Origin of the sequence: Bernardetia sp., from assembly GCF_020630935.1 — a bacterium.
Lineage (GTDB): Bacteria > Bacteroidota > Bacteroidia > Cytophagales > Bernardetiaceae > Bernardetia.
Genome location: NZ_JAHDIG010000024.1, coordinates 37973 through 58533, shown reverse-complemented (window position 1 = coordinate 58533; position 20561 = coordinate 37973). Strand labels below are relative to the sequence as shown.

12 protein-coding genes and 1 tRNA gene are annotated in these 20561 nt (G+C 33.0%); 7 read left to right on the top strand and 6 right to left on the bottom strand.

Features of this window, described 5'->3' with window-relative positions; all coding sequences use genetic code 11:
• Positions 1 to 143: 143 nt before the first annotated feature.
• Both QZ659_RS08695 and QZ659_RS08690 read right to left on the bottom strand, forming a co-directional pair.
• Positions 144 to 1334, bottom strand: coding sequence for a site-specific integrase (locus QZ659_RS08695; protein WP_291724995.1), 1191 nt, complete (start codon positions 1332 to 1334; stop codon positions 144 to 146).
• 238 nt (positions 1335 to 1572) lie between these two features.
• Positions 1573 to 1645: transfer RNA gene (locus QZ659_RS08690), tRNA-Phe, on the bottom strand.
• Between the two features lie 1301 nt (positions 1646 to 2946).
• Between QZ659_RS08690 and bioB the strand changes: the two genes are divergently transcribed.
• The 6 genes from bioB to QZ659_RS08660 all read left to right on the top strand — a co-directional run bounded on the left by bioB (position 2947) and on the right by QZ659_RS08660 (position 8064).
• Positions 2947 to 3933, top strand: coding sequence for a biotin synthase BioB (bioB, locus tag QZ659_RS08685; protein ID WP_291724992.1), 987 nt, complete (start codon positions 2947 to 2949; stop codon positions 3931 to 3933).
• A 41-nt stretch (positions 3934 to 3974) separates the two neighbouring features.
• Complete coding sequence (locus QZ659_RS08680; RefSeq protein WP_291724989.1) at positions 3975 to 4430, top strand: DUF6314 family protein; 456 nt, start codon at positions 3975 to 3977, stop codon at positions 4428 to 4430.
• Positions 4431 to 4637: 207 nt separating this feature from the next.
• The gene (locus QZ659_RS08675) at positions 4638 to 6305 is read left to right on the top strand and encodes a SulP family inorganic anion transporter (RefSeq protein WP_291724986.1); all 1668 of its coding nucleotides are present in this window, start codon (positions 4638 to 4640) and stop codon (positions 6303 to 6305) included.
• A gap of 56 nt (positions 6306 to 6361) precedes the next feature.
• Complete coding sequence (locus QZ659_RS08670) at positions 6362 to 6898, top strand: DUF1877 family protein (RefSeq protein WP_291724983.1); 537 nt, start codon at positions 6362 to 6364, stop codon at positions 6896 to 6898.
• Between the two features lie 61 nt (positions 6899 to 6959).
• Positions 6960 to 7508, top strand: coding sequence for a DUF1697 domain-containing protein (locus QZ659_RS08665; protein WP_291724980.1), 549 nt, complete (start codon positions 6960 to 6962; stop codon positions 7506 to 7508).
• Positions 7509 to 7641: 133 nt separating this feature from the next.
• On the top strand, positions 7642 to 8064 hold the full coding sequence (locus QZ659_RS08660; RefSeq protein ID WP_291724977.1) for a hypothetical protein: 423 nt from the start codon (positions 7642 to 7644) through the stop codon (positions 8062 to 8064).
• Between the two features lie 288 nt (positions 8065 to 8352).
• Here the strand turns inward: QZ659_RS08660 and QZ659_RS08655 are convergent, their stop codons facing one another.
• From QZ659_RS08655 to QZ659_RS08640, 4 genes are all read right to left on the bottom strand, one after another.
• Entirely contained in the window at positions 8353 to 8550 is a 198-nt protein-coding gene (locus QZ659_RS08655) for a hypothetical protein (protein WP_291724974.1), read from the bottom strand.
• A complete protein-coding gene (locus tag QZ659_RS08650; protein ID WP_291724971.1) occupies positions 8550 to 10271 on the bottom strand; it encodes a hypothetical protein in 1722 nt (573 codons plus the stop codon). The genes QZ659_RS08655 and QZ659_RS08650 overlap by 1 nt, the downstream gene beginning before the upstream one ends.
• Before the next feature lie 92 nt (positions 10272 to 10363).
• Complete coding sequence (locus QZ659_RS08645) at positions 10364 to 13321, bottom strand: tetratricopeptide repeat protein (protein ID WP_291724968.1); 2958 nt, start codon at positions 13319 to 13321, stop codon at positions 10364 to 10366.
• Positions 13322 to 13648: 327 nt separating this feature from the next.
• The gene (locus tag QZ659_RS08640; protein ID WP_291724965.1) at positions 13649 to 14239 is read right to left on the bottom strand and encodes a Maf family nucleotide pyrophosphatase; all 591 of its coding nucleotides are present in this window, start codon (positions 14237 to 14239) and stop codon (positions 13649 to 13651) included.
• 174 nt (positions 14240 to 14413) lie between these two features.
• Here QZ659_RS08640 and QZ659_RS08635 point away from each other — a divergent pair, with 174 nt between their 5' ends.
• Positions 14414 to 20536, top strand: a complete 6123-nt coding sequence (locus QZ659_RS08635) for a carboxypeptidase-like regulatory domain-containing protein (protein WP_291724962.1) — start codon at positions 14414 to 14416, stop codon at positions 20534 to 20536.
• Positions 20537 to 20561: the final 25 nt, after the last annotated feature.

The window sequence follows — 20561 nt, the reverse complement described above, 5'->3', positions numbered from 1 at the left end:
TGGTCTATTTCTATCCAGATACAGTAGTTACTACCTATGATAGAAGAGTATAAAAGATGAAGAAGCTATGTTTGAAAAAATGTAGCTTTTTTTGTGTAAAAAAGTGTACAGAGGGGGAGTGTACACAAAATAAATTCATCATATTACAGTAGGTGTTTTACCTCTTTTACAACAAAATCTGGAAGTATAGCAGCATAATGTTTAAGAGTTACTGAAATACTGGAGTGAGATAATAACCTAGAAACCACAGGCAGACTTACTTTTTCGAAACAAAGTAAAATTGTTCCAAATGTACGTCTAGCTACATGGGTGGTAAGGTTTTTATCTATTCTACAAAGGTCTGCTATCTCTTTTAGATAAGCATTTCTTTTTCCATTTGATTTTATTGGTAAAACATAGTCATATTTTTCCAAAATCTGTCTAGCTGTAGAGAATAAGGGGACTTCTATACGTTTACCATTTTTGCCTCTTGTAAAGAAAATCCAATCTTGCACATCTCTCTTGATGAGTTTTGTGTGTGGATTTTGATTAAACAAAACAACATCACAATGAGCAAGTCCAGTAGCACATTGAAACAAAAAAACGTCTCTTTCTTCTTCAAGACGCTGAACTAAGTTTTTTTTATTTTGTAGTCGTTGTATTTCTTCTGGTGTAAGAAAAATAATCTCTTCTTTTTTTCTCTTGACTTTAATATCCCTTAAAGTAGAACCTAGATTGTATTTCTGTATTTTTTCTCTATCAAAGGCTATTTCTAAAGCTGTTTTTATTGCAGATACTTTACGTTTTGCAACTAAATCTGAATTAGGTTTGCCCGAAATTGGACTTGATTTGCAATATAGGAAAAAGTCGTATGCGTGATTTTTTTTAAAATCGTTTGCAGAAAGGGTTTTGAGGTTGTTCTTTATCAAAAAGGCTTCAAAATCTCTACATAATACATCATATTTCTCTAATGTATTATCGCTTATTTTTTCCTGTTTCTTGATTTCTAAGTAATCATAAACTATTTGTAAAGCAGTTATAGGAGGTGTTGTTTTCCCTTTGTATGTTTCTTTAACCATGAGAGCTGTTGGTTCTTGACCTAAATTCTCTAAACGGTTAAAACACTCTAAAATATTATTGTGAATTATCGTAAGCCTATCATTATATTGCTTTGCTTGCTTATGATAACGGATTGTAGGGTTATTCCATTGTTTTTGCTCATCAATCACAATTCCAGTAACAATATTTTGCCTCTGTCCTTGTATTGTTATTCTGACCCTAATGGACAGTCTGCCAGAAGATAATTTTTGTGCAAAGAAATTAACGTGCAACTGATTAAATTTTTTAATAACCATTTACTTTATTTTGAATGTTTAACAATTAGTAAATGTCATTCAAAACTTGGAATGGTTGAAGTTCTTAATTAAGATACCTCTTTAAATATGAGATACCTATAAAGATAAAAACCAAGTACCCATATAATGTAAATTATATAAATACTTGGTAAATAAACTTTTGTAAGCTACTTCTAATCTGAAATACACTTATTTATTTCTCGCTATAAGCCAAATTTACTCTAAAATATGACTTTTGTGGTGATGAGTGGGCTCGAACCACCGACACACGGATTTTCAGTCCGACGCTCTACCAACTGAGCTACATCACCATTTTTATTTTTTGATGGCTGATACACCAACTACAACTTTTGGAAAGTTTTAGTTCAAAATCAAAAAAATATTTTGTTTTTGAAGTGTCTTTGTTTCCCTTAGTGCGATGCAAAGGTACGTTCTTTTTTTGAATATGCAAACTCTACTCCATATTTTTTTAATAAAAAGTTAAGATAAAAATTTAATCTGTTGATAATCAGATGAATAATTGTAATATTTTTTTTATCAAAAAAGGCTTTTAGGTAATTTTTACCTAAAAGCCTTTTAATAGTTGCTGTAGGAGAAGGACTCGAACCTTCACGAAGTAGTTAGTCAGATGATTATTTATGAATAGTCATTTGATTTATCCCAAAACCTTCACCCCTGAGACCGAGGGGCGTGGCTGCCAAAAATTTCACCATCCTACATTTTCAGTTAGCAGTTATCAGTTTCCAGTTTTAAATGACTGCATCATTTTTTTACTGTTCGTTTTTTATTGATTACTGCTTTTATTTAATTAGACAAGCAAACTTTTTTTACTTGTTTAGCTGTAGGAGAAGGACTCGAACCTTCACGAAGTAGTTAGTCAGATGATTATTTATGAATAGTCATTTGATTTATCCCAAAACCTTCACCCCTGAGACCGAGGGGCGTGGCTGCCAAAAATTTCACCATCCTACATTTTCAGTTAGCAGTTATCAGTTTCCAGTTTTAAATGACTGCATCATTTTTTTACTGTTCGTTTTTTATTGATTACTACTTTTATTTAATTAGACAAGCAAACTTTTCTGTCTTGCCTTATTCTATCTTATTATTTAGAGAAAATTGCTTTGACAAATTCATAACGTTTTTCCCTTTCTGATGATACAAAGTAAAGGAAAGTATTCTTTTGTTGCAAATTTTTTAATGAAATTAATTAAAGTTTATGTATTTCGTAATTATTGAAATTAATCTTTAAAGATTTCACAATTTTGCTTATAGATTTTAGTCTTTTTTTATCAAATTTTTAATCCTTTCTAAAAAACACAAAATAAAGCCTGTTGTAAGGCTATTTTAAAAGGATTTTAAGTACAGAAACCTTATTTAGGAATTGTTTTTTTTATTTTTGCGTAACTTGAGAAATAATTACGAACTGAAAGACGACAAAGTCAATTACGAATTAAAAATTACGATTTATCAAAGCAGTTACGATAACTGATAGCTTTGCGAAGTCAGTTATGATTTATTATCGATAGTTTGTGATTTATGAAAAAATAATTTATTGGTTTTCATCTCTTATAAATTAGAATTTAAAAACTCATTCATATAAAAATATACACACATGTCTGAAACACCACTAGCACATCTTATCAAGACGAATTGGACACGCCAAGAGATTGCAGAAATTTATAATACACCTATATTAGAATTGATTTATAAAGGAGCAAGTGTTCATCGTAAATTTCATGAAACATCAGAAGTACAGGTTTGTACGCTTTTGTCTGTCAAAACTGGAGGCTGTCCAGAAGATTGTGCGTATTGTCCACAGGCTGCACGTTATCATACTGACGTAGAGGCAAGCCGTCTTTTAAAAAATCAAGAAATTATATCAAAAGCTAAAGAAGCCAAAGAATCTGGTAGTACACGTTTTTGTATGGGGGCAGCTTGGAGAGAAGTACGTAACGGAAGAGAGTTTGACAGAGTTGTTGATGCTGTTAAAGAAATTAACGAAATGGGAATGGAAGTGTGTTGTACGCTTGGAATGCTTACTGAAGAACAAGCCCAAAAACTCAAAGATGCAGGGCTTTATGCTTACAACCACAACTTGGATACGAGCGAAGAATATTACGACAAAATTATCAGTACTAGAGATTATTCTAATCGTTTGGATACGTTAGAAAATGTTCGTAAGAGTGGAATTTCAGTTTGTTCGGGTGGAATTATCGGAATGGGAGAAGCAGAAGAAGACCGTATAGGAATGCTTCATACGCTTGCAACGCTTCCAGAGCATCCAGAATCTGTGCCTGTAAATGCACTTGTGCCTGTTGAGGGAACGCCATTAGAAGAGCAAGAAAAAGTTTCGGTTTGGGAAATGGTCAGAATGATAGCGACAGCAAGAATTATTATGCCTAGAGCAATGGTTCGTTTGTCGGCTGGACGTGTCAGAATGAGTGTAGAAGAGCAAGCTCTTTGCTTTTTGGCAGGTGCAAACTCTATTTTTGCTGGAGACAAACTCCTCACAACGCCAAATCCAGATTATAAATCGGATAAAGAGTTATTCCAAATTCTTCAAATAAAGCCACGTCAGGCATTTAAGAATGAAAATTAATGTAGCTCGTTCTTTAGAATGAATAAAATACATGAAGTAATATGTTTTTAAAAGAAATCTTTGATAATTTGGTAGGAAACTGGTCTTTTGAGAGAAAAATTTATGATAGAAAGACTCAAAATTTAGATACTGCAAGGGGGAATGCTTCTTTTGTAGTTTCAAAAGCAGAGACTAACAAATTATTCTATCAAGAAAAAGGTATTTTACTTTTAGCTAAAAGTTCAAAACAGATAAACTTTCAAAGAAAATATGTTTATTTCTTAGAAAACAATGCTATTCATATTTTCTTAGATGATGGAGTTACTAAAGGAAAGCTATTTCAAACTCTTATTCCATTAGAAAGTGAAAATAGTTTTATTGGTACAGAACACATTTGCAGGTTAGATAGACATAATGGAAAATACTTTTTTAAGGATAAGTCTTCTTTTACTACTGAATATACTATCACAGGAAAAGATTCCAATATAGAGATTCAATCTATTTACTTAAAAGTCTAAATCAAATAGTTTAATGATTTCTTTAAAATCCATTTCTAATCTGTTTAGGAATGGATTTTTTATTGACTTTATACCCTACCTCAATTTTAAAAGTCGTACCTTTGCACTCTCAAAAAAAATGACCTCATCACACAGAGCTACAACTAGATAACTTTCTGAAATATAATCGTACAAGCGCACAGTCGTGTGTTTAAACTATAAATTAAAATGACTTCGATATTCAAAAACTTTACTCAAAATTTTTCTCAAACCTTTACTCAAAATCCTAAAGATGATGTTCTCTCTGGACTTACTGTAGCTTTGGCACTTGTTCCAGAAGCGATTGCTTTTGCCTTTGTAGCTGGACTTGACCCTATTGTTGGTCTGTACGGCGCATTTATGATGGGAATTGTTACAGCAATTTTTGGAGGGCGACCTGGGATGATTTCTGGAGCGACAGGTGCGATGGCTGCTGTTGTTGTGAGTACCCACTTGATTATTGAAGGAAATAAAGTGGGAGAAACCTTAGGAATGGCAAATGACTACTTAGGCCTACAATGGCTTTTTATAACGCTTCTTTTGGTGGGAGTTTTTCAAATTTTGGCTGGAGTGTTCCGTTTGGGTAAGTTTGTGCGTCTGATTCCTCATCCTGTAATGATGGGTTTTGTAAATGGACTTGCGATTGTGATTTTTTTAGCTCAGATAGACTTCTTTAAGGAGAAAATAATGGTTGGTGATGAAGTTCAAAAGGTTTGGTTACACGGAAATGAACTCTACATTATGGTTGCTTTAGTTGCTTTGACGATGGGAATTATGTTTGGACTACCAAAACTGACTAAAAAAATTCCTTCTGCGCTTGTGGCAATTGTGGTAGTAGCTGCCATTACTATTTTTGGAGGATTAGAAGTCAGTACTGTAAAATCTTTTGTAGTAGAGGGAAGTGGAGGAAAATCTACTGGAATTGAAGGTTCTTTACCAACTTTTCAAAATCAGATTTTTACTCTGTTTTATACAATGAAAGACCACTGGACACTTATTGCTTCTACTGCATTTCTTTTGGCTGCCGTAGGTTTGATAGAATCGCTAATGACATTGAATTTGTTAGATGAAATTACAGAAACTAGAGGAAGTGGAAACCGTGAATGTGTAGCACAAGGAACAGCAAATATTTTAAACGGTCTTTTTGGTGGAATGGGAGGCTGTGCAATGATAGGACAATCTATTATTAATGTTGAATCTGGAGGTCGTGGACGTTTGTCTGGGGTTGTAGCTGCTATTGCACTACTTTGTTTTGTACTTTTTGGTGCGCCACTGATTGAGCAAATTCCGATTGCTGCGCTCGTAGGTGTGATGTTTATGGTAGTGATAGGGACATTTGCTTGGAGTAGTTTCCGTATTCTTCATAAAATTCCTCTTTCTGATGCGATTGTTTTGATAACTGTTTCGGCTGTTACGGTGTGGCAAGATTTGGCGATTGCCGTTTTTGTAGGAGTGATTATGTCGGCTTTAGTTTTTGCTTGGGAAAATGCCACTCGTATTCGTGCTAGAAAGCGCATCAAAGAAGATGGGACAAAAGTCTATGAAATTTGGGGGCCTTTATTTTTTGGATCTACACAGGCATTTAGTTCTAAATTTGACCCAAAAACTGACCCAGACAAAGTAGAGATTGACTTTATAGAATCTAAAGTAAGCGACCATTCAGGCATTGAAGCATTGAGAGGTGTAGCCAATCGTTATTTGGATTTAGGAAAGGAAATTAAATTTACACATTTAAGTGAAGAATGTATTACACTTTTATTAAAGGCAAATCCGAAATTTGAGAAAGTTATTGAACGCTCTATTGATGACCCTCGCTATTATGTTGTGAGTGATGTGATGGACGAGGTGGTGAAGTAGAGTAATAGGTTTTAAAAGTTAATTACATAAATATTTTATCAAAAAAGTAAAACAGAATGGGACAAGGAATTGGAATATATGAAATAAGTGAGGATAAATTTGAGCAACTGGCAAAAAATCCTGCAAGTTTCGAAGAATCAATGACAACAGATTCTGCTTTTTTTGAAGGAAACTTTGAGGGAGTTTTATTTATTCTTCAAAAGGTGGTTGACAATCAGTATAAGGAATATATTTCAGAAGTTTTTTATCCGAATGAACACATAGGAGAAAGTATTATAGATTTTTTCGCCTCGTTGGAAGGTGAATATGATGATAGCTTAGATTTTGAAGATAATGCTATTTCATATTTGCCTCCTAAGAGAGTATATTTTCTCAATGAGATACTAAGTGAAGTCAATAAGCAAACTTTTTTATCTCTATATGATGCACAAGAACTAAATGACAATGGTATTTATCCAGAAATGTGGCATAACGAAGAAACAAAGCATAAAGCTTATAATCGACTGCATATTGAAGAAGGGTTTGATTCTTTAAGACAGTTATTTAATAAAGCAGCGAATAATAAAACGTATCTTCTTCACTTTTTGGGCTAGAAATGAAAAAAAGTAGAAGATTATGAGCTAACAATTTATTGGTTATAGTAAAAACTATTCTATGAAAACATACATTTCCATTTTGAGAGGCATCAATGTAGGAGGAAAGCGAAAAATCTTGATGAAAGACTTAAAAGAGATTTATCAAAATTTAGGTTTTCGAAACCCTGTAACCTATATTCAGAGTGGAAATGTTATTTTTGAAACGGATATAGAGGAAAATAAAATCACAAAGAAAATAGAACAAGCTATTTTAGAAAAATATGGTTTTGAAGTTCCAGTAATTATCAGAACAAGAGAAGAGTTATTAAAAATTCAGTCTTCTAATCCTTTTATTCAGGCTGAAAAAGATAAATTAGAGTTGCTTAACCACCTTCATCTTACGTTTTTAGGAGATATTCCAACTACTGAAAATATTGCAAAGGCTGAGGAAATTGAAGAGAAGATAAATGACAAATTTGAAGTTATTGAAAAAGATGTTTTTGTTTTCTGCGAAGGTAAATACCATACTTCTAAACTGACCAATAACTTCTTTGAAAAGAAACTAAAGACAAAAGCTACTACAAGAAATTGGAAAACGATTGAAAAATTAGCAGAACTGATGCAGTAGCCATTTAATTTTAATCTTGATAGAGATATTGTATTTTTGTAAGAATATGTTACTTTTCAAGATTCTGAACGTTATACTTAGAGAAAATAGATAATTATTGATAGCTGTATTTGCAGTAAAAATTATATAGAATATGCTTTTCAAAAAATCAACACGTCTGCCCAAACATAAAAAATTTGACTTCCAACCTCGTTATTACAATCCAAAAAAAGAAGATTTAGATAAGCGCAAACGTTGGGCAGAAGCAGAAGAAAGACTAAAACAATTAGAAGAAGAGGAAGCCAAAGAAGAAGCTGAAGAAATGAGTAGTTACAATCAAGAACATTCTGTTTTGAGGGGGGCGTTTGGAAGAGCAAGCGACAAGCGCAAGACCCTTTTTGGAAATATGTCTATCCTTGTTTTGATTGCTCTCTTAGGAGGAGTAAGCTATATTTTTATCAATTTGGGAAGCAAAGGAAAAGATATGGGATGGGATGTATATGCTATTTTGCTCCTTGTTCCTGTTTATATCTTATTCCGTATTCGTGCTAATTCTAAAGTTAAGAAAGACAAATAAGTTACTAAAAAATGAATAATTAAGTAGTTGAGTAGTACAATTTAGTTTATAAAAACTATTGTCAAGGTCTGTTTTTTTCTTCGAAAAGACCCTTGACAAAGTTAAAATTCAACTTTTTATAAAATTGCACTAGCTTTTGAAAATAACAAAATTATACCAGCTAACTACTTAAAAATTATTCAAAAGTAACTTTGTCGTTGTTGGTAAGGACATAATAGCCGTAAGGCTATCTGTTTTTCTGTAAATGTGTCTTAATATAAACAACGGCTCGTTCCTACGGAACTTAAATTACTCTCTTACACCTATTTCTACCAACGGTTTGCCTCTAAAGAGGCTCACAAATAGCCCTGTAAGGGCATTCCATAGGTAGTTTATAGAAATTGGTATTTTGATAAGCTCCGTAGGAGCGAACCCTACACCAGTTTTTAGACGCAAGACAATAAATACCCTTACTATGGTAAGGACACCAATAACGACACTATTCATTAGAAAATAAATTTTCCTCCCACAACGACTGTAATTCCATTGTTTGGATAGCCAATAAAACGTTCATAGTTTTGTCCGATGAGATTATAACCATTGGCAAAAGCAGAAATACGTTCAGTAAATCTGTAAGAAATTTTCGTGCTTAGGTCATGGATAGGTTTTAAATTTACAGTCTCACCAACACTATTTTGAGTTTGTAATCCGAAAAGCTGTATCATTGAAAGTTCGGTTGTTAGCTTATCAAAAAATATATAGCTAATATTTATACTCGTTTGAATATCTGGACGATGATGTGCTACTTTCAAGTCTGTAAGTGAGTAATTGAAGTAGTTCGCTGAAAGCCGAGCATTAAACTGGCTCTTTTGATAAGCTGCCGAAACACCTGTACGCAATATATTTACATTGTCATAAACAACATTAAATTTCGAAACCTCTGAAAAAGAAGGTGTGAAAAATGGCATATTGTCATACATTGCATAGCCTATTTCTGCATTGGCTTTTACGTTTTTATGAAATTTAGTTTGAAGAGCAAAACTAGCATCTAACTGTGAAAATGTATGGCTAAGAGGCTGAACAGAAGCCAAAAATGGATTTTGAACTGTAAGCATACTCAAAAATTGAGGTTTTACTCCACCACCAATTTCTCCTAAGAGCCAAAATTTGTCTTTTTTGAGTTGATATGAAATGTTTATTGCTGGATAAAAAAAGATATTACTCTCTGTGCTATTTTCTAAAAGTGAATCTGAACTATATGCTACACCTGCCCCTACATTCATTGTGAGATTATCTGAATTAAAATTGTAAGAAGGAGTTAAACTGGCAAGTGTTCGGTTATTTGTAAGTGTATTGTTTTGGAGAGCTATGCTATTTTTCTGCTGTGTTTGGTTAAACTCTGTATCAAATTTTAAGTTTGATTTTTCAGAAAATGAGTACACTACTTCTCCTAAAACAGGAATTTGCCACTCATTCACATCATTAATTGCATCAAAATAATTGAAACCCACTGAAAATTTATATCCTAATTTGCTGCCACTAATTTCTCCCAATTCGTCTTTTTTAGGAAGAGAAATAAGGTTTAACTTTGTTTCTAATCTGTGATAGGTTTGTTGAATATCTTTTTTATTTGGAGTTTCTATATCTGAATTGTAGCCATAATAATGTACTCTCTCTAAATTGTAATTGACAGAAGAAGACAAGATAAATCTTTCTTTTGTGTGTTCAGAGAAAAGCAAAACATTTGTATTTCCATACGCAGAATTTTCTTTATCAACAATGCCATTCATTGAGGAAAGATGATGAGCAAAAACACCAACTTTATTATTCTCATTCAAATTACGGCTATAAAAACCTTCAAAATAAGGTGTGATATAGTTTCCAAACCCAGCCTTTACATAGTTTCCTTTAAGCTCTTTTGGAATGGTTGGAGCAAGTTCGTTTGGAATATCTCTAAAAGTGAGGCGACTAAAGGTTATTGTCTTGCTAAAATCTACCTCTTCGTCTTTTGAAATCTTTAATACAGTAAGTGGAGCAACTTTAGCCTTTGTTTTGACAGGAGGTTTGGCTATCAGTTCAAACTCGTTTACTTTATTTACTTCTACTTTTTCTTGTTCTAATTCAGCTTGATTTTGGGCTAGTGATTTTTGTTCAAAATTTAATAAAAAAAGTATTGTGAGAAATATAGAAAAGCAAATAAAGTGTTTTTTTGTAGCTATTTTTTTCATAGGTAAAATAAAGCTAGTGTGTTTTAGGATAATATTTCATAAAGTTTGTTGTCGAAATACATCGACAACAAACTTGCATTGGTTAGTATATTTTAATCAAGCAAAAGAGCCAATTTATTTGCTTTTACTTGTACTTCTGTTTGCTCAGCAAATTCTTTTCTCAAATCTTGTAAGATAGATTTTGCGCTTTGTGTGTCTCCAATCGTGTGCATAAGTTTTGCAAGTTCATAAAGAGCTTCTGATGCATATTTTGGATTTGCCTGTCTGTCGTTTCCTAATTTGGAAAGTCCTTCAATCGCTTCGTCTATCTGTTCTTGTCCTGCCAAAATTTTATTTTCATATAGTCTGACAAAATCATTGTTTGCCAACGCTTTTTTATTTCTAATAATGGCTAGATAATTATTTGCTGTTGCATAATCGCCTTGTTGAGCATAGGTTTTGGTAAGGTTTTCCCACGCCAACATACGCATATCGTCGTTAGGAGCAATTTTTTCCAAACTTTTATAATGTGTGATGGCACTGTTGTAGTTTCCTCTTCCAAATTCAATATCTCCCATATCTGACAACGCACCTGTTTGCATCTTTCCTCCTACTCGTTGTAGATTCTTTATTGCTTGGTTGTTGTCTCCATAATATTGGTAACTTTTTCCTAAGTAATAATAAATGGGGTCGTAATAAGCTGTTCCTGCAATATCATTTTTGCTTATGATGTCTCTAAATCTTGCAATAGCTCCAGAAAACTCATTTTTCTTATAAAGTTTGAAAGCTATTTCAAAATCTTCTTTCACACCTTCCCCTAGCCCAGAACCAGAAACGGTAACAGCATCTAGGTTGTAACTAGAATTATGACTAGCATAGATATTTCTAAGTTCTTCTATATTTCCTACTGTTATACCAAAATCTGCATAATCTTCCAATGTGTTCAAGGCTAGAGTTGCTTTTTCAGAAGTAGGATAATTACTAATCAAGGCAGTATAATCATTGATAGCATTCTTATTATTTCCCAGTCCGTTCCAAGCATTTCCACGGCTGTACAGAGCTTCTGCTAATTTTTCACTTTGAGGATAACGCTTAATAAAATCATTGAGAAGCAGAATAACCTTTTTACGCTCACTTTTGCTCTCATAGATTTTGGCTTTCATAAGTTGTGAGTATTGTGCATACAAAGAATTAGGCGTTTGCATTACTAAATCAAAACGTTCTATTGCCTTGTTATAATCATTTTGAACAAAATAAATTTGTCCTAAAGAAAAGTTAATGTACTCAACTTCATAATCTCCAAATTGTAGAGCTTTCATAAAATTTATTTCAGCCTCTTGGTTATGACCATTTGAAGCATAAATAGTCGCCAAACGAGTAAGAGCATCTACAGCTTTTTCCTTTACCACCAATTCTCTTGAAGATTTTAAATATTCTTCTAAAAAGGTCAGTGCATCTTGTTTGGCTCGGCTGCTATAACTCGCCTTATTAAAATTGATTACTCCTAATCCATATTTTGAATCAGCATAAAACTGACTTGATACAGGAATCTTTTTATATATATTTTCAGCTTCTCCCACTTTAGTCTCTTGAAGAAGTGCTTCAGCAGTATAAAAATGAATGAAATTTTGAAGAGAATCATTGATAGAAACGGTATTACTAAGTTCACTCATCACACCTCTCATTTCATCATAAGAAGACTGATTGAAAAGTTTTTTTATAGCTTCTAAGGCTAAGTTTACATACATCTTATCTAATTCATTCTTTCTAATATTTTTCTTGTTACTATCTCTAGTTTTGAGGTAGTTCATTGCACTTTGAAAATCCTTCCCAATCGTTAGAGCATTTGTCGTAATCATAATAACCTCTGGCAAGTAATCGCTTTGAGGAAATTTTTCTTCAAATTTTTTGCTCTCTGAAAACAGGAACTCATATTCTTCTGACAAATACAGATTTTTTAATTTAGAAAAATATGCTTTTTCTGCTCCCGATGGGTTATAGGCTGCTAACTCATCATAAACTGTTGCTGCTTTTTTATAATTATTTTTTTTCTCATAAATACCAGCTTTCATCAGCAAAATAGGAGAGTAGTATTCTCCACCAGCAAGTGAAGACATCTCATAATCTAAAAACTCGTCGTACTTTTCAGTTTCATAAAGCGTATTGAGGTATTGATAGGCTGCCGAATCGGAAAGCTGTTTGCTGTTTCTTTTATAACGACCAAACCACTCATAGGCTAAATCAAAATCATTGTTGAGATAAGCACATTGAGCAGCATAATAAAAAAGCTCAACCTCATGCTTTTCTTGTGCAATAGAAGAGAGAAAATTGCTCAATCCATCACAGTCTTTTAAGCCATAGTAAGATTGTGCGATGAGTTTGTTGGAACTTTCTACATATTTTTTATCTGCTTTTGCTTTAGTAAGGTTTTCAATGGCTTTTTCGAAGTTTCCGAGTTCGTAATTAATAAATCCTACATAATAACTTGCTTGTGCATAGTATTCATTGTTTTTCGATTGTAGAGATGAAAAAGTACGAAGCGCTTTGTCTGTTCTTCTAATTTTAAAATAAGAATATGCCAAGCGAAAATTGATTTCCAATTCTTCTTGCTCAGTAGGACGAGATTTTTCTAAGGAAGCATAGTAATAGGCAGCTTTACGATAATTTCCTTCTTCATAGAAAGCATTGGCTAAAGCAAGTGTGAGTCTGTCGGCAAAATACGTATGTTGGTAGGTAGAAATAAATTCGACACTGTTGCGTTCTGAATAAGGCTTTTTTAAATAGAGTTCACACAGACGAATATAGTACGTGGCTTCTAGCGTTTGACTGATTTCTTGTTGAGGGGACAAATCAGAACCAGTAGCATCTAAATAGGAAGAAAAAGTTTTTTGAGCAGCTTCATAATGCTTCTGTTCAAAAAGAGTAAGGGCATTTTGGAAGGTGTTTTCTAGTGGAGTTGCGCCCAAAGTCGTATGATGTTGGGGAAAGGCATACGAAGAAGGGACAAAAAGTACTACTAAAAGATACACAAACATTCCCAATATACCATATAGTTGGTTTTGGAAAGGCATATTTTATTTTATTAAAGAAATAACAGATAGGATATTTTTAAGAAAGCAGCAATCAAAACTACTCTATGTATTGCAAATTCGCTTATTTTCGTAATTTTTGCAAATTTTATTTTTTTATTTGATGTATATATAAAGGCAATTTGTGTATTTTTTGCAGTTTTTCAACTGTTTTTATTTAAAAAAAATATGTATTTATATGGTTGTTTTTTATAACAATTTTTCTTTATAGTAAATCAATTAGAATAAAAATAGTAAAGTTGATTAATCGTATCTTTTTACCACGAATTACGGCAAGCTAGAAGACTGATTTTGAACAAACAAAGCTATTCAAGATAAAAAATAAGACCACTCTTTGTATAATTTATGGACAGGCAATCCCATCACATTGAAATAACTGCCATTTATTCTCTCTACGCCTACCATTCCGAGCCACTCTTGAGCTCCATACGAACCTGCTTTATCAAAAGGCTTATAATGCTGAACATAGTAATCAATTTCTGCTTCACTCAATTCCTTAAAAAAGACCTCTGTAGTGTCTGAAAAGCTATGTAACTTATCTTTACTACAAATACAAACTCCTGTGATTACCAAATGTTTTTTATTAGAAAGTAGTGCTAACATCTGTTTTGCTTCGTCCGTATTTTGAGGTTTTCCAAGTATTTTCTCATCAATAACAACCACCGTATCAGAGGTAATCAGAATTTCATCTTGTTGTAGTTCTTTTTGCTGTGCTTGAGCCTTTTTTTCTGCTAGTTTTTGAGCTACTTCTTCGGTTTTCCAAGAGGGTAAAATATCTTCATTGACTTCTTTGACACGCTGCTCAAAATTTATATCCATAGAAGCTAAAAGCTCTTTTCTACGTGGCGAGCCAGAACCCAAAACGACCTTATAATTTTTTAAAAGTTGAGGTAAAAACATAAATACAAATTTTGATGGAAGAGTTTAGAATATGAAGGGTTATTTAAAAACTATGTAGTTCAAACAGATTGACTTTGACAGGTAAAATGAATTTAACATTTATTGCAACGTATTTCAGTTTTTTCACGAATAGATAATAATCTCAAACAAAATTAAGATAAAAAACTACTCACTATGAAACAAAACTACTTTTTACTTCTACTTTTTACTTTTTTTACATCATTTCTTCAAACTTCTTTTGCTCAAACTACTTCAAAAAACAAACTTTTATCTGAAAGTCGAACTGATAGCAAATTTGCCTTAGTCTATAAATTCAAAACAGATGGAGACGAATTTGGAACATATTCTACTCGTAATATCTTAGATAAAGATTTTACTGAACTTCAAAACCATCTGACTTTAGTAGATTCTATTGATTTGTCTAAAAAGTACAAAGGCGCATACACAAAAGAGTATGAATTAGAACTATCTCAAAAATCAGAATATGGATATTACTTAATAGTTTGGACAGAAGAAGACCTCTTAAAAACCAAACTCGTTACGATTGTCCCTTTATATGTAGTGCTGCAAAAAAATGCTCATCATTCTTGGCTTCTTGTCTATGACTCTTTGGGAAATGAACTTGCTGACTTGAAAGTAAAGGCATTTTTGGAAAATGAAAATACACTTAGAGAGAAAGAAATTGAAATTTCCTACAATAAACAATTTAAACATTATCCACTACCAAATAAAAAAGACGATGCTAGTTTAGAAATACAATATGCTGGCAAAACGTGGTTCCTCTATGCAGAAAGAGAATATAGATACGATTACCGACACCGAAGACCTCCATTTTATAAAAAAGCTATTTATAGTTTTCCTATCAAATACTTTTGGATTGTGCCATATCGTCAAGGTAAAAAAATTGTAGATGTGATACGTTATGGTGAAGCTACTGACCTCCGTTTGGTTCGTTTTTTTGCTAATATTTTCAAAAAGAAAGAAGAAAATAATAGCATTTATTTTCGTGGGTTGAACAGATGGGGATATTTCTTGACTGACAAAATAAAATATCGTCCTTACGACACACTTCGTTTTAAAGGTTATCTGGCAGCTAGAAAAGGAAAACCTATCAAATCAAAAGAAGTAGATGTCTTTATCTCTACTAGCACTACCACACACAAAAAAATAATGACCCTTAAACGCTACCGAAAAGGAGGCTTTGAGGGAGAAATTGTGCTTTCTGATTCGTTAAGTTTAAAATTAGGGCAGTTTGCAGGACTTGTTTTGAAGGATAAAAAAGGAAAAGTTTTGGTAGCTACAAAATTTGAATATCAAGATTATTTTCTACCCAATATCAAAAATTTTGAAATGAAACTTTCAGATGAGAAGCAGTATAGAAATACTCCTTTTTCAGTACGCCTTTCAGCAAAAGATTTTAATAATCTCAATATTTTGGATGGAAAAGTAACCGTTGCTTTGACAAATGCTGACTTTCACACCACCTATGAACCTTCTTTAGAACAATACAAATACAAAAACCTGTGGAAACACGAACAAAAACTTGAACCTTTTGGAGAAACTCTCATCACAATTCCAGATTCTATTTTTCCTGCGGCCGATTTGTCTTACAAACTCAAAGTAACTTTACATAACTCTAACAACGAAACCAAAGAAAAGGAAAAAACTGTTGAATACCATCATTTTACGCAAATTCCTAGCTTAGAAACTCGTTTTGAGGACGGTTTTGTGTATGCTGTTTATAAGGAAGGAAAGGATACTGTTTCAAAAAAAGGAATCGTCGTTCGAAATTATAAAACTAATGCAGATTTTGTGAAAGAAGTGCAACGACAAGATTCTATCACATTTCCATTCAAGCAATGCACTAACCTAACCATTACCAAATTTGATTTTGCTCTCCAAACAAAACTACACGGCGAAGAAATCACGCTTACACAAACGCATAATGTACCCAATAGCTTAGAGGTTATGGGAAATTATAGCCTAGATTCTCTGCTTCTGACTATTCAGAATCCACATAAAGCAGCCGTTCGTTATAGTCTTTTTCAGAAAAATAAACTGATTTTACAAAAAGTAGATTCTAATTCTGTTATCCGAATAGCAATAAAAGACAAAGCGAACAAACCCTACGTTTTGCAAACAGCTTATACTTATGGAGCAGAAGTATATGAGAACCAGAATGCTTTCCTGCGAAACAAAAAACAACTTTTTATTGGTATTGATGCGCCTTTGGTTACTTCGCCTTCCTTCAAAGAAGAAATTACGGTTAGTGTGAAGGATTACAAACATCGTCCAGTAAAAAATGCTGATGTAACCGTTGTTTCTACCAATTCCAAGTTTGAAGAGCATACAAAACCTCTTCTTAATGCACGCTACAAATCAGGTTTCAACTTTAAGAAAAAACGTTTTTGGGAAAAATATATCGACTTGGATACTGATATGAGAAATAATTTGTTTTTGGGAAGTTATAAACATTGGAAAACTCGTTTTGGATTAGATTCTGTAATGTATTACGACTTTTTATTTCCAAAAAAAGAAGGATTTAGATATTCTATTGCGTATGATTCTATTCTCTCAAAAATGAAAAGAGAACTTGCAAGAGTAAATGGAATAGAAGACCAAAACCATAGACTTTTTACAGCGTTTGAAGCAGGACATAACAGAAAGAAAGGAGCTTTACTCTTACATTTTCCTAGCGAAAAAGACGGCATTACGTGGATAAAAATAGATGATAGTTTAGCTTTTTATTCAGCCATAACACCAAATCAAGACTACCATATCGAACTCTCCGAAGGAAAGCATAAGTTAGAAATCCGAACAGAAAACTATATCATTACGATAGATAGCCTTTCCATTCCAAAAAATCATTTAACGGTCTTATCGTATGATTTGGATAACTTGCCTAATTATGTTTCCAAAAAATCAGTAGAAAGAAAATATTCTGATGAGGAAAAAATGATGTTGGGGGCTCACAAAGTTATCCTTCAAACTAATGGAAATTATTATAGCAATAGCAACGCTATACTAGAGCAGAATGGGAAAAAACAAGTTATTTATTCTAAATCTAAAAGAGAAGGAAATGATTATGTATATAAATGGGAATATCCGTTAATACAAAAAGGAAGTTTTGTATTTCGTAAAACGACCAACGACACTACTTTATCTTATCCTCTAAACTTTGAGCCGTTTGTGCGCTATGAATTTGATGAAGAAAAAGGGTTTATTAAAAATCATAATATTCCTGCATCTGACTTTTTCCCTACTTCAAAATATGTTTCTGGAATAGGCACAAAAGAATTTACTAAAGCTAATTATGCTTTTCCATTTATTGGTTATGCTTATTTTGGAAGAAGAAAACACAAGCCTATCATTTACAATTGGAAAACTCCTCAACTGACTTTGAAAAGTGAACGTTGGAAGGAAGTTATTTTTAAAAATACAGATTCTACCAGTACAGAGTTTGAAAAAGAATACCGATTTGAAAACATGATTCCTTTCAAGGGAAAACTTCCATCAGGAATTTATACTGTATTGGTCATTTATAAAGAAGTGGGTTGCGATAAAGTAGAAAATGTAGAAGTCAAAGAAAATCAAGTTATTGAAATTGATATTTCACAAAATGGAATAAACTGTTCAACAAAAGAGAAAAAGCAATATGATGTTTTTGCTCCTTCTAAGCGTAAAGAAAAAGAGTTTGATTATACCAGTTTTAAAATTGATGCCACTACTCAAATGATAACTTATACAGGAACTCTAACCGATGAAAATGGAGAAGCTCTCCCAGGTGGAACTGTAATGGCGAAGGGAACAACTATTGGAACAACTACGGATATAGAAGGAAATTATACGCTCTACGCTCCCGTTGGCTGTACATTGGTATTTAGCTATGTAGGTTACGGCATAGAGGAGAGAGAAGCAACTTCAGCACACATGGAAGTACAAATGAATGAAGGTACAGAGGCTTTAGAGTCTGTTGTAGTTACAGGGTACGCAGCAGAGAAAAAAAGCAGTATGGCTTATTCTGTGAGTGTTGTCAATAGCGCAGACATAACAGCTCTACAAGGGCAGGTAGCAGGTGTTCAAATTCAAAATATAGGAATCCCACTAAATTTTAATTCATTTACCTTAGAAAATCCAGAAATAGATGGAATTGATGCTGCTCCTCAAAAGAAAAAAGCGTTACGAAATTATTTTACAGACAATGCTATCTGGCAACCTACACTCAAAACAGACAAAAATGGAAAGGCAAGTTTCATGACGACTTTTCCAGACAATATCACTTCTTGGAAAACATTTGCCATAGCTTATGGGAAAAAGTGGAAAAATGGGCAAGCACTCACACAAACCAACTCTTTTTTGTCGCTGTCAGCAGAACTTTCCTTGCCTCGTTTTTTGTTGGAAGGCGATTCTGTCAGAGTGATTGGAAAGATAAATTCATACAGCAGTGATTCTGTCAGTACGACGACATTTTTTAGTTTGGATGATAAAAAATTGGAAGGTAGAAGCCAACATGTTTTGTTTTCGTATGTCGATTCGCTTCGTTTTAAGGCAAAAGACTATTCTATTTTCAGTTCTGATAAAAATTCAGATTCTTTGAGCATTTTCAGAGATTCATTAAAAATCAGTTATGCGATGAATGCTAATTTGAAAGCAGGACAAATTTATACGGATGGAGAAGAACGAAAAATTCCTATTTATAGAAAAGGACTACTCAAAAAAAGAGGCTTTTTTGCTATTTTGGAAGGCGACACGACGCTCAACCTATCAGCTTTCAAGGATTCTCTTTCATCTGCAAATCCAGTAAAAGTTACTGTACAGGATAATATTTTAGAAGCGATGGTTTTGGAGTTAGAGAATATTCAAAATTATGCGTATGCCTGTAATGAACAAAAAGCCTCAAAGATAAAAGCCTATATTTTAGAAAAAGAAATCAAGGAAAAACTAGGCAAACCTTTTGAAAAAAACAAGCAAAGAGAACTAGAAAAGCTCATTAAAAAACTTGTAAAGGCACAGTACGACGACGGACTTTGGGGGTGGTGGGAGTCGTCAGCTCCAAATGTTTTGATGACAGCTTATATTTATGGTGTATTGTATGATGCCAAAGAAAAAGGCTTTGACATTCCACTAGAAACACTACAAAAAGCAGAACAAGCGATAGCTAAAGATACGTATGTTCCATATTTGTATCAGAAAGCAAGCCTGTACAGAAGTTTAGCAACTAATAAAAAATTAATTTCTACCTATAAAAAACAGGCAGAAAATATAGCTGATTCTTTAGAATATTATGAAAACAAGCAAAATTTGAAGTCGCTGTATAGTTTATTTTCTATTATCCGTCTTAGACAACTCTATGATTTGCCATATTCTTTAGATATTTTGAAAATGAATAGAAACCAAACTCAATTTGATGGAATATATTGGAAAGAATGGGATTATGGCTGGAGATATTATTCACTTTTTGAAAACAACAATCAGATTACACTCTTAGCCTATCAAATTTTGAGAGACGCTAAAAAAACTAAACCCAAAGAATTTGAAAAACTGGGTATTGATTTGGCAAAAGTTCGTCAGTATTTTTTAGAAGAAAGAAATCAGAATGGTTATTGGAGAAATACACACGAATCGGCAAGCATTCTTTCCACTATTTTACTAGATTTTGAAGAAGAGTATAGTTTAAATAAAAATAAATCTGAAACTCAAAGTGATGATAATGATTTTGAAACTAAATTATTTTGGGGTGGAAAAGAATGGAAAGCTGAAAAATTGGCTTCTTTCTCCAAAAGTGATTTACCAAATGAAATTTCTAAAAAGGGAAGTTTACCTGTTTTTATAAGCCTTTCGCAAGAATATTTTGAAGAAAAACCCAAACAAAAAATAGATGGAAGTTTCCGAATCAAAACCTATTTAGAGCAAGATGGGAGAAGGGAAAAACTAGACTCTGTCTATTTGGAAGCAGGAAAAAAACTTACTCTTACTGTTGAACTAACTGTAACAAAGCAATCTGAATATGTTGCTATCGAAGTGCCAATACCTGCCAGTTGTGTGTATGGAAAAAATCCGTATTCGTTTCGTCAAAATTATTTTTACTATTACCGAGGCATAGAAACGTACAGAGAAGAGTTCAAACACAAAACAGCTATTTTCTGTACTCAAATTCCTGTCGGAACACATACTTTTGAAATTGTCTTAGAACCACGTTATTCTGGTGTCTTTACGCTCAATCCTGCTAGTGTAGAACTTATGTATTTTCCGAATATTGCAGGGAATGAGGGTACTAAGAAAATATTTGTAGAGTAGTTTAAACCTTAACAAAGGTGGAGTA

What these genes read in the sequence shown, in the direction of transcription:
- QZ659_RS08695 (WP_291724995.1), bottom strand. Translation starts at nt 1,334, where the DNA reads ATGGTTATTAAAAAATTTAATCAGTTGCACGTTAATTTCTTTGCACAA.
- bioB (WP_291724992.1), top strand. Translation starts at nt 2,947, where the DNA reads ATGTCTGAAACACCACTAGCACATCTTATCAAGACGAATTGGACACGC.
- QZ659_RS08680 (WP_291724989.1), top strand. Translation starts at nt 3,975, where the DNA reads ATGTTTTTAAAAGAAATCTTTGATAATTTGGTAGGAAACTGGTCTTTT.
- QZ659_RS08675 (WP_291724986.1), top strand. Translation starts at nt 4,638, where the DNA reads ATGACTTCGATATTCAAAAACTTTACTCAAAATTTTTCTCAAACCTTT.
- QZ659_RS08670 (WP_291724983.1), top strand. Translation starts at nt 6,362, where the DNA reads ATGGGACAAGGAATTGGAATATATGAAATAAGTGAGGATAAATTTGAG.
- QZ659_RS08665 (WP_291724980.1), top strand. Translation starts at nt 6,960, where the DNA reads ATGAAAACATACATTTCCATTTTGAGAGGCATCAATGTAGGAGGAAAG.
- QZ659_RS08660 (WP_291724977.1), top strand. Translation starts at nt 7,642, where the DNA reads ATGCTTTTCAAAAAATCAACACGTCTGCCCAAACATAAAAAATTTGAC.
- QZ659_RS08655 (WP_291724974.1), bottom strand. Translation starts at nt 8,550, where the DNA reads ATGAATAGTGTCGTTATTGGTGTCCTTACCATAGTAAGGGTATTTATT.
- QZ659_RS08650 (WP_291724971.1), bottom strand. Translation starts at nt 10,271, where the DNA reads ATGAAAAAAATAGCTACAAAAAAACACTTTATTTGCTTTTCTATATTT.
- QZ659_RS08645 (WP_291724968.1), bottom strand. Translation starts at nt 13,321, where the DNA reads ATGCCTTTCCAAAACCAACTATATGGTATATTGGGAATGTTTGTGTAT.
- QZ659_RS08640 (WP_291724965.1), bottom strand. Translation starts at nt 14,239, where the DNA reads ATGTTTTTACCTCAACTTTTAAAAAATTATAAGGTCGTTTTGGGTTCT.
- QZ659_RS08635 (WP_291724962.1), top strand. Translation starts at nt 14,414, where the DNA reads ATGAAACAAAACTACTTTTTACTTCTACTTTTTACTTTTTTTACATCA.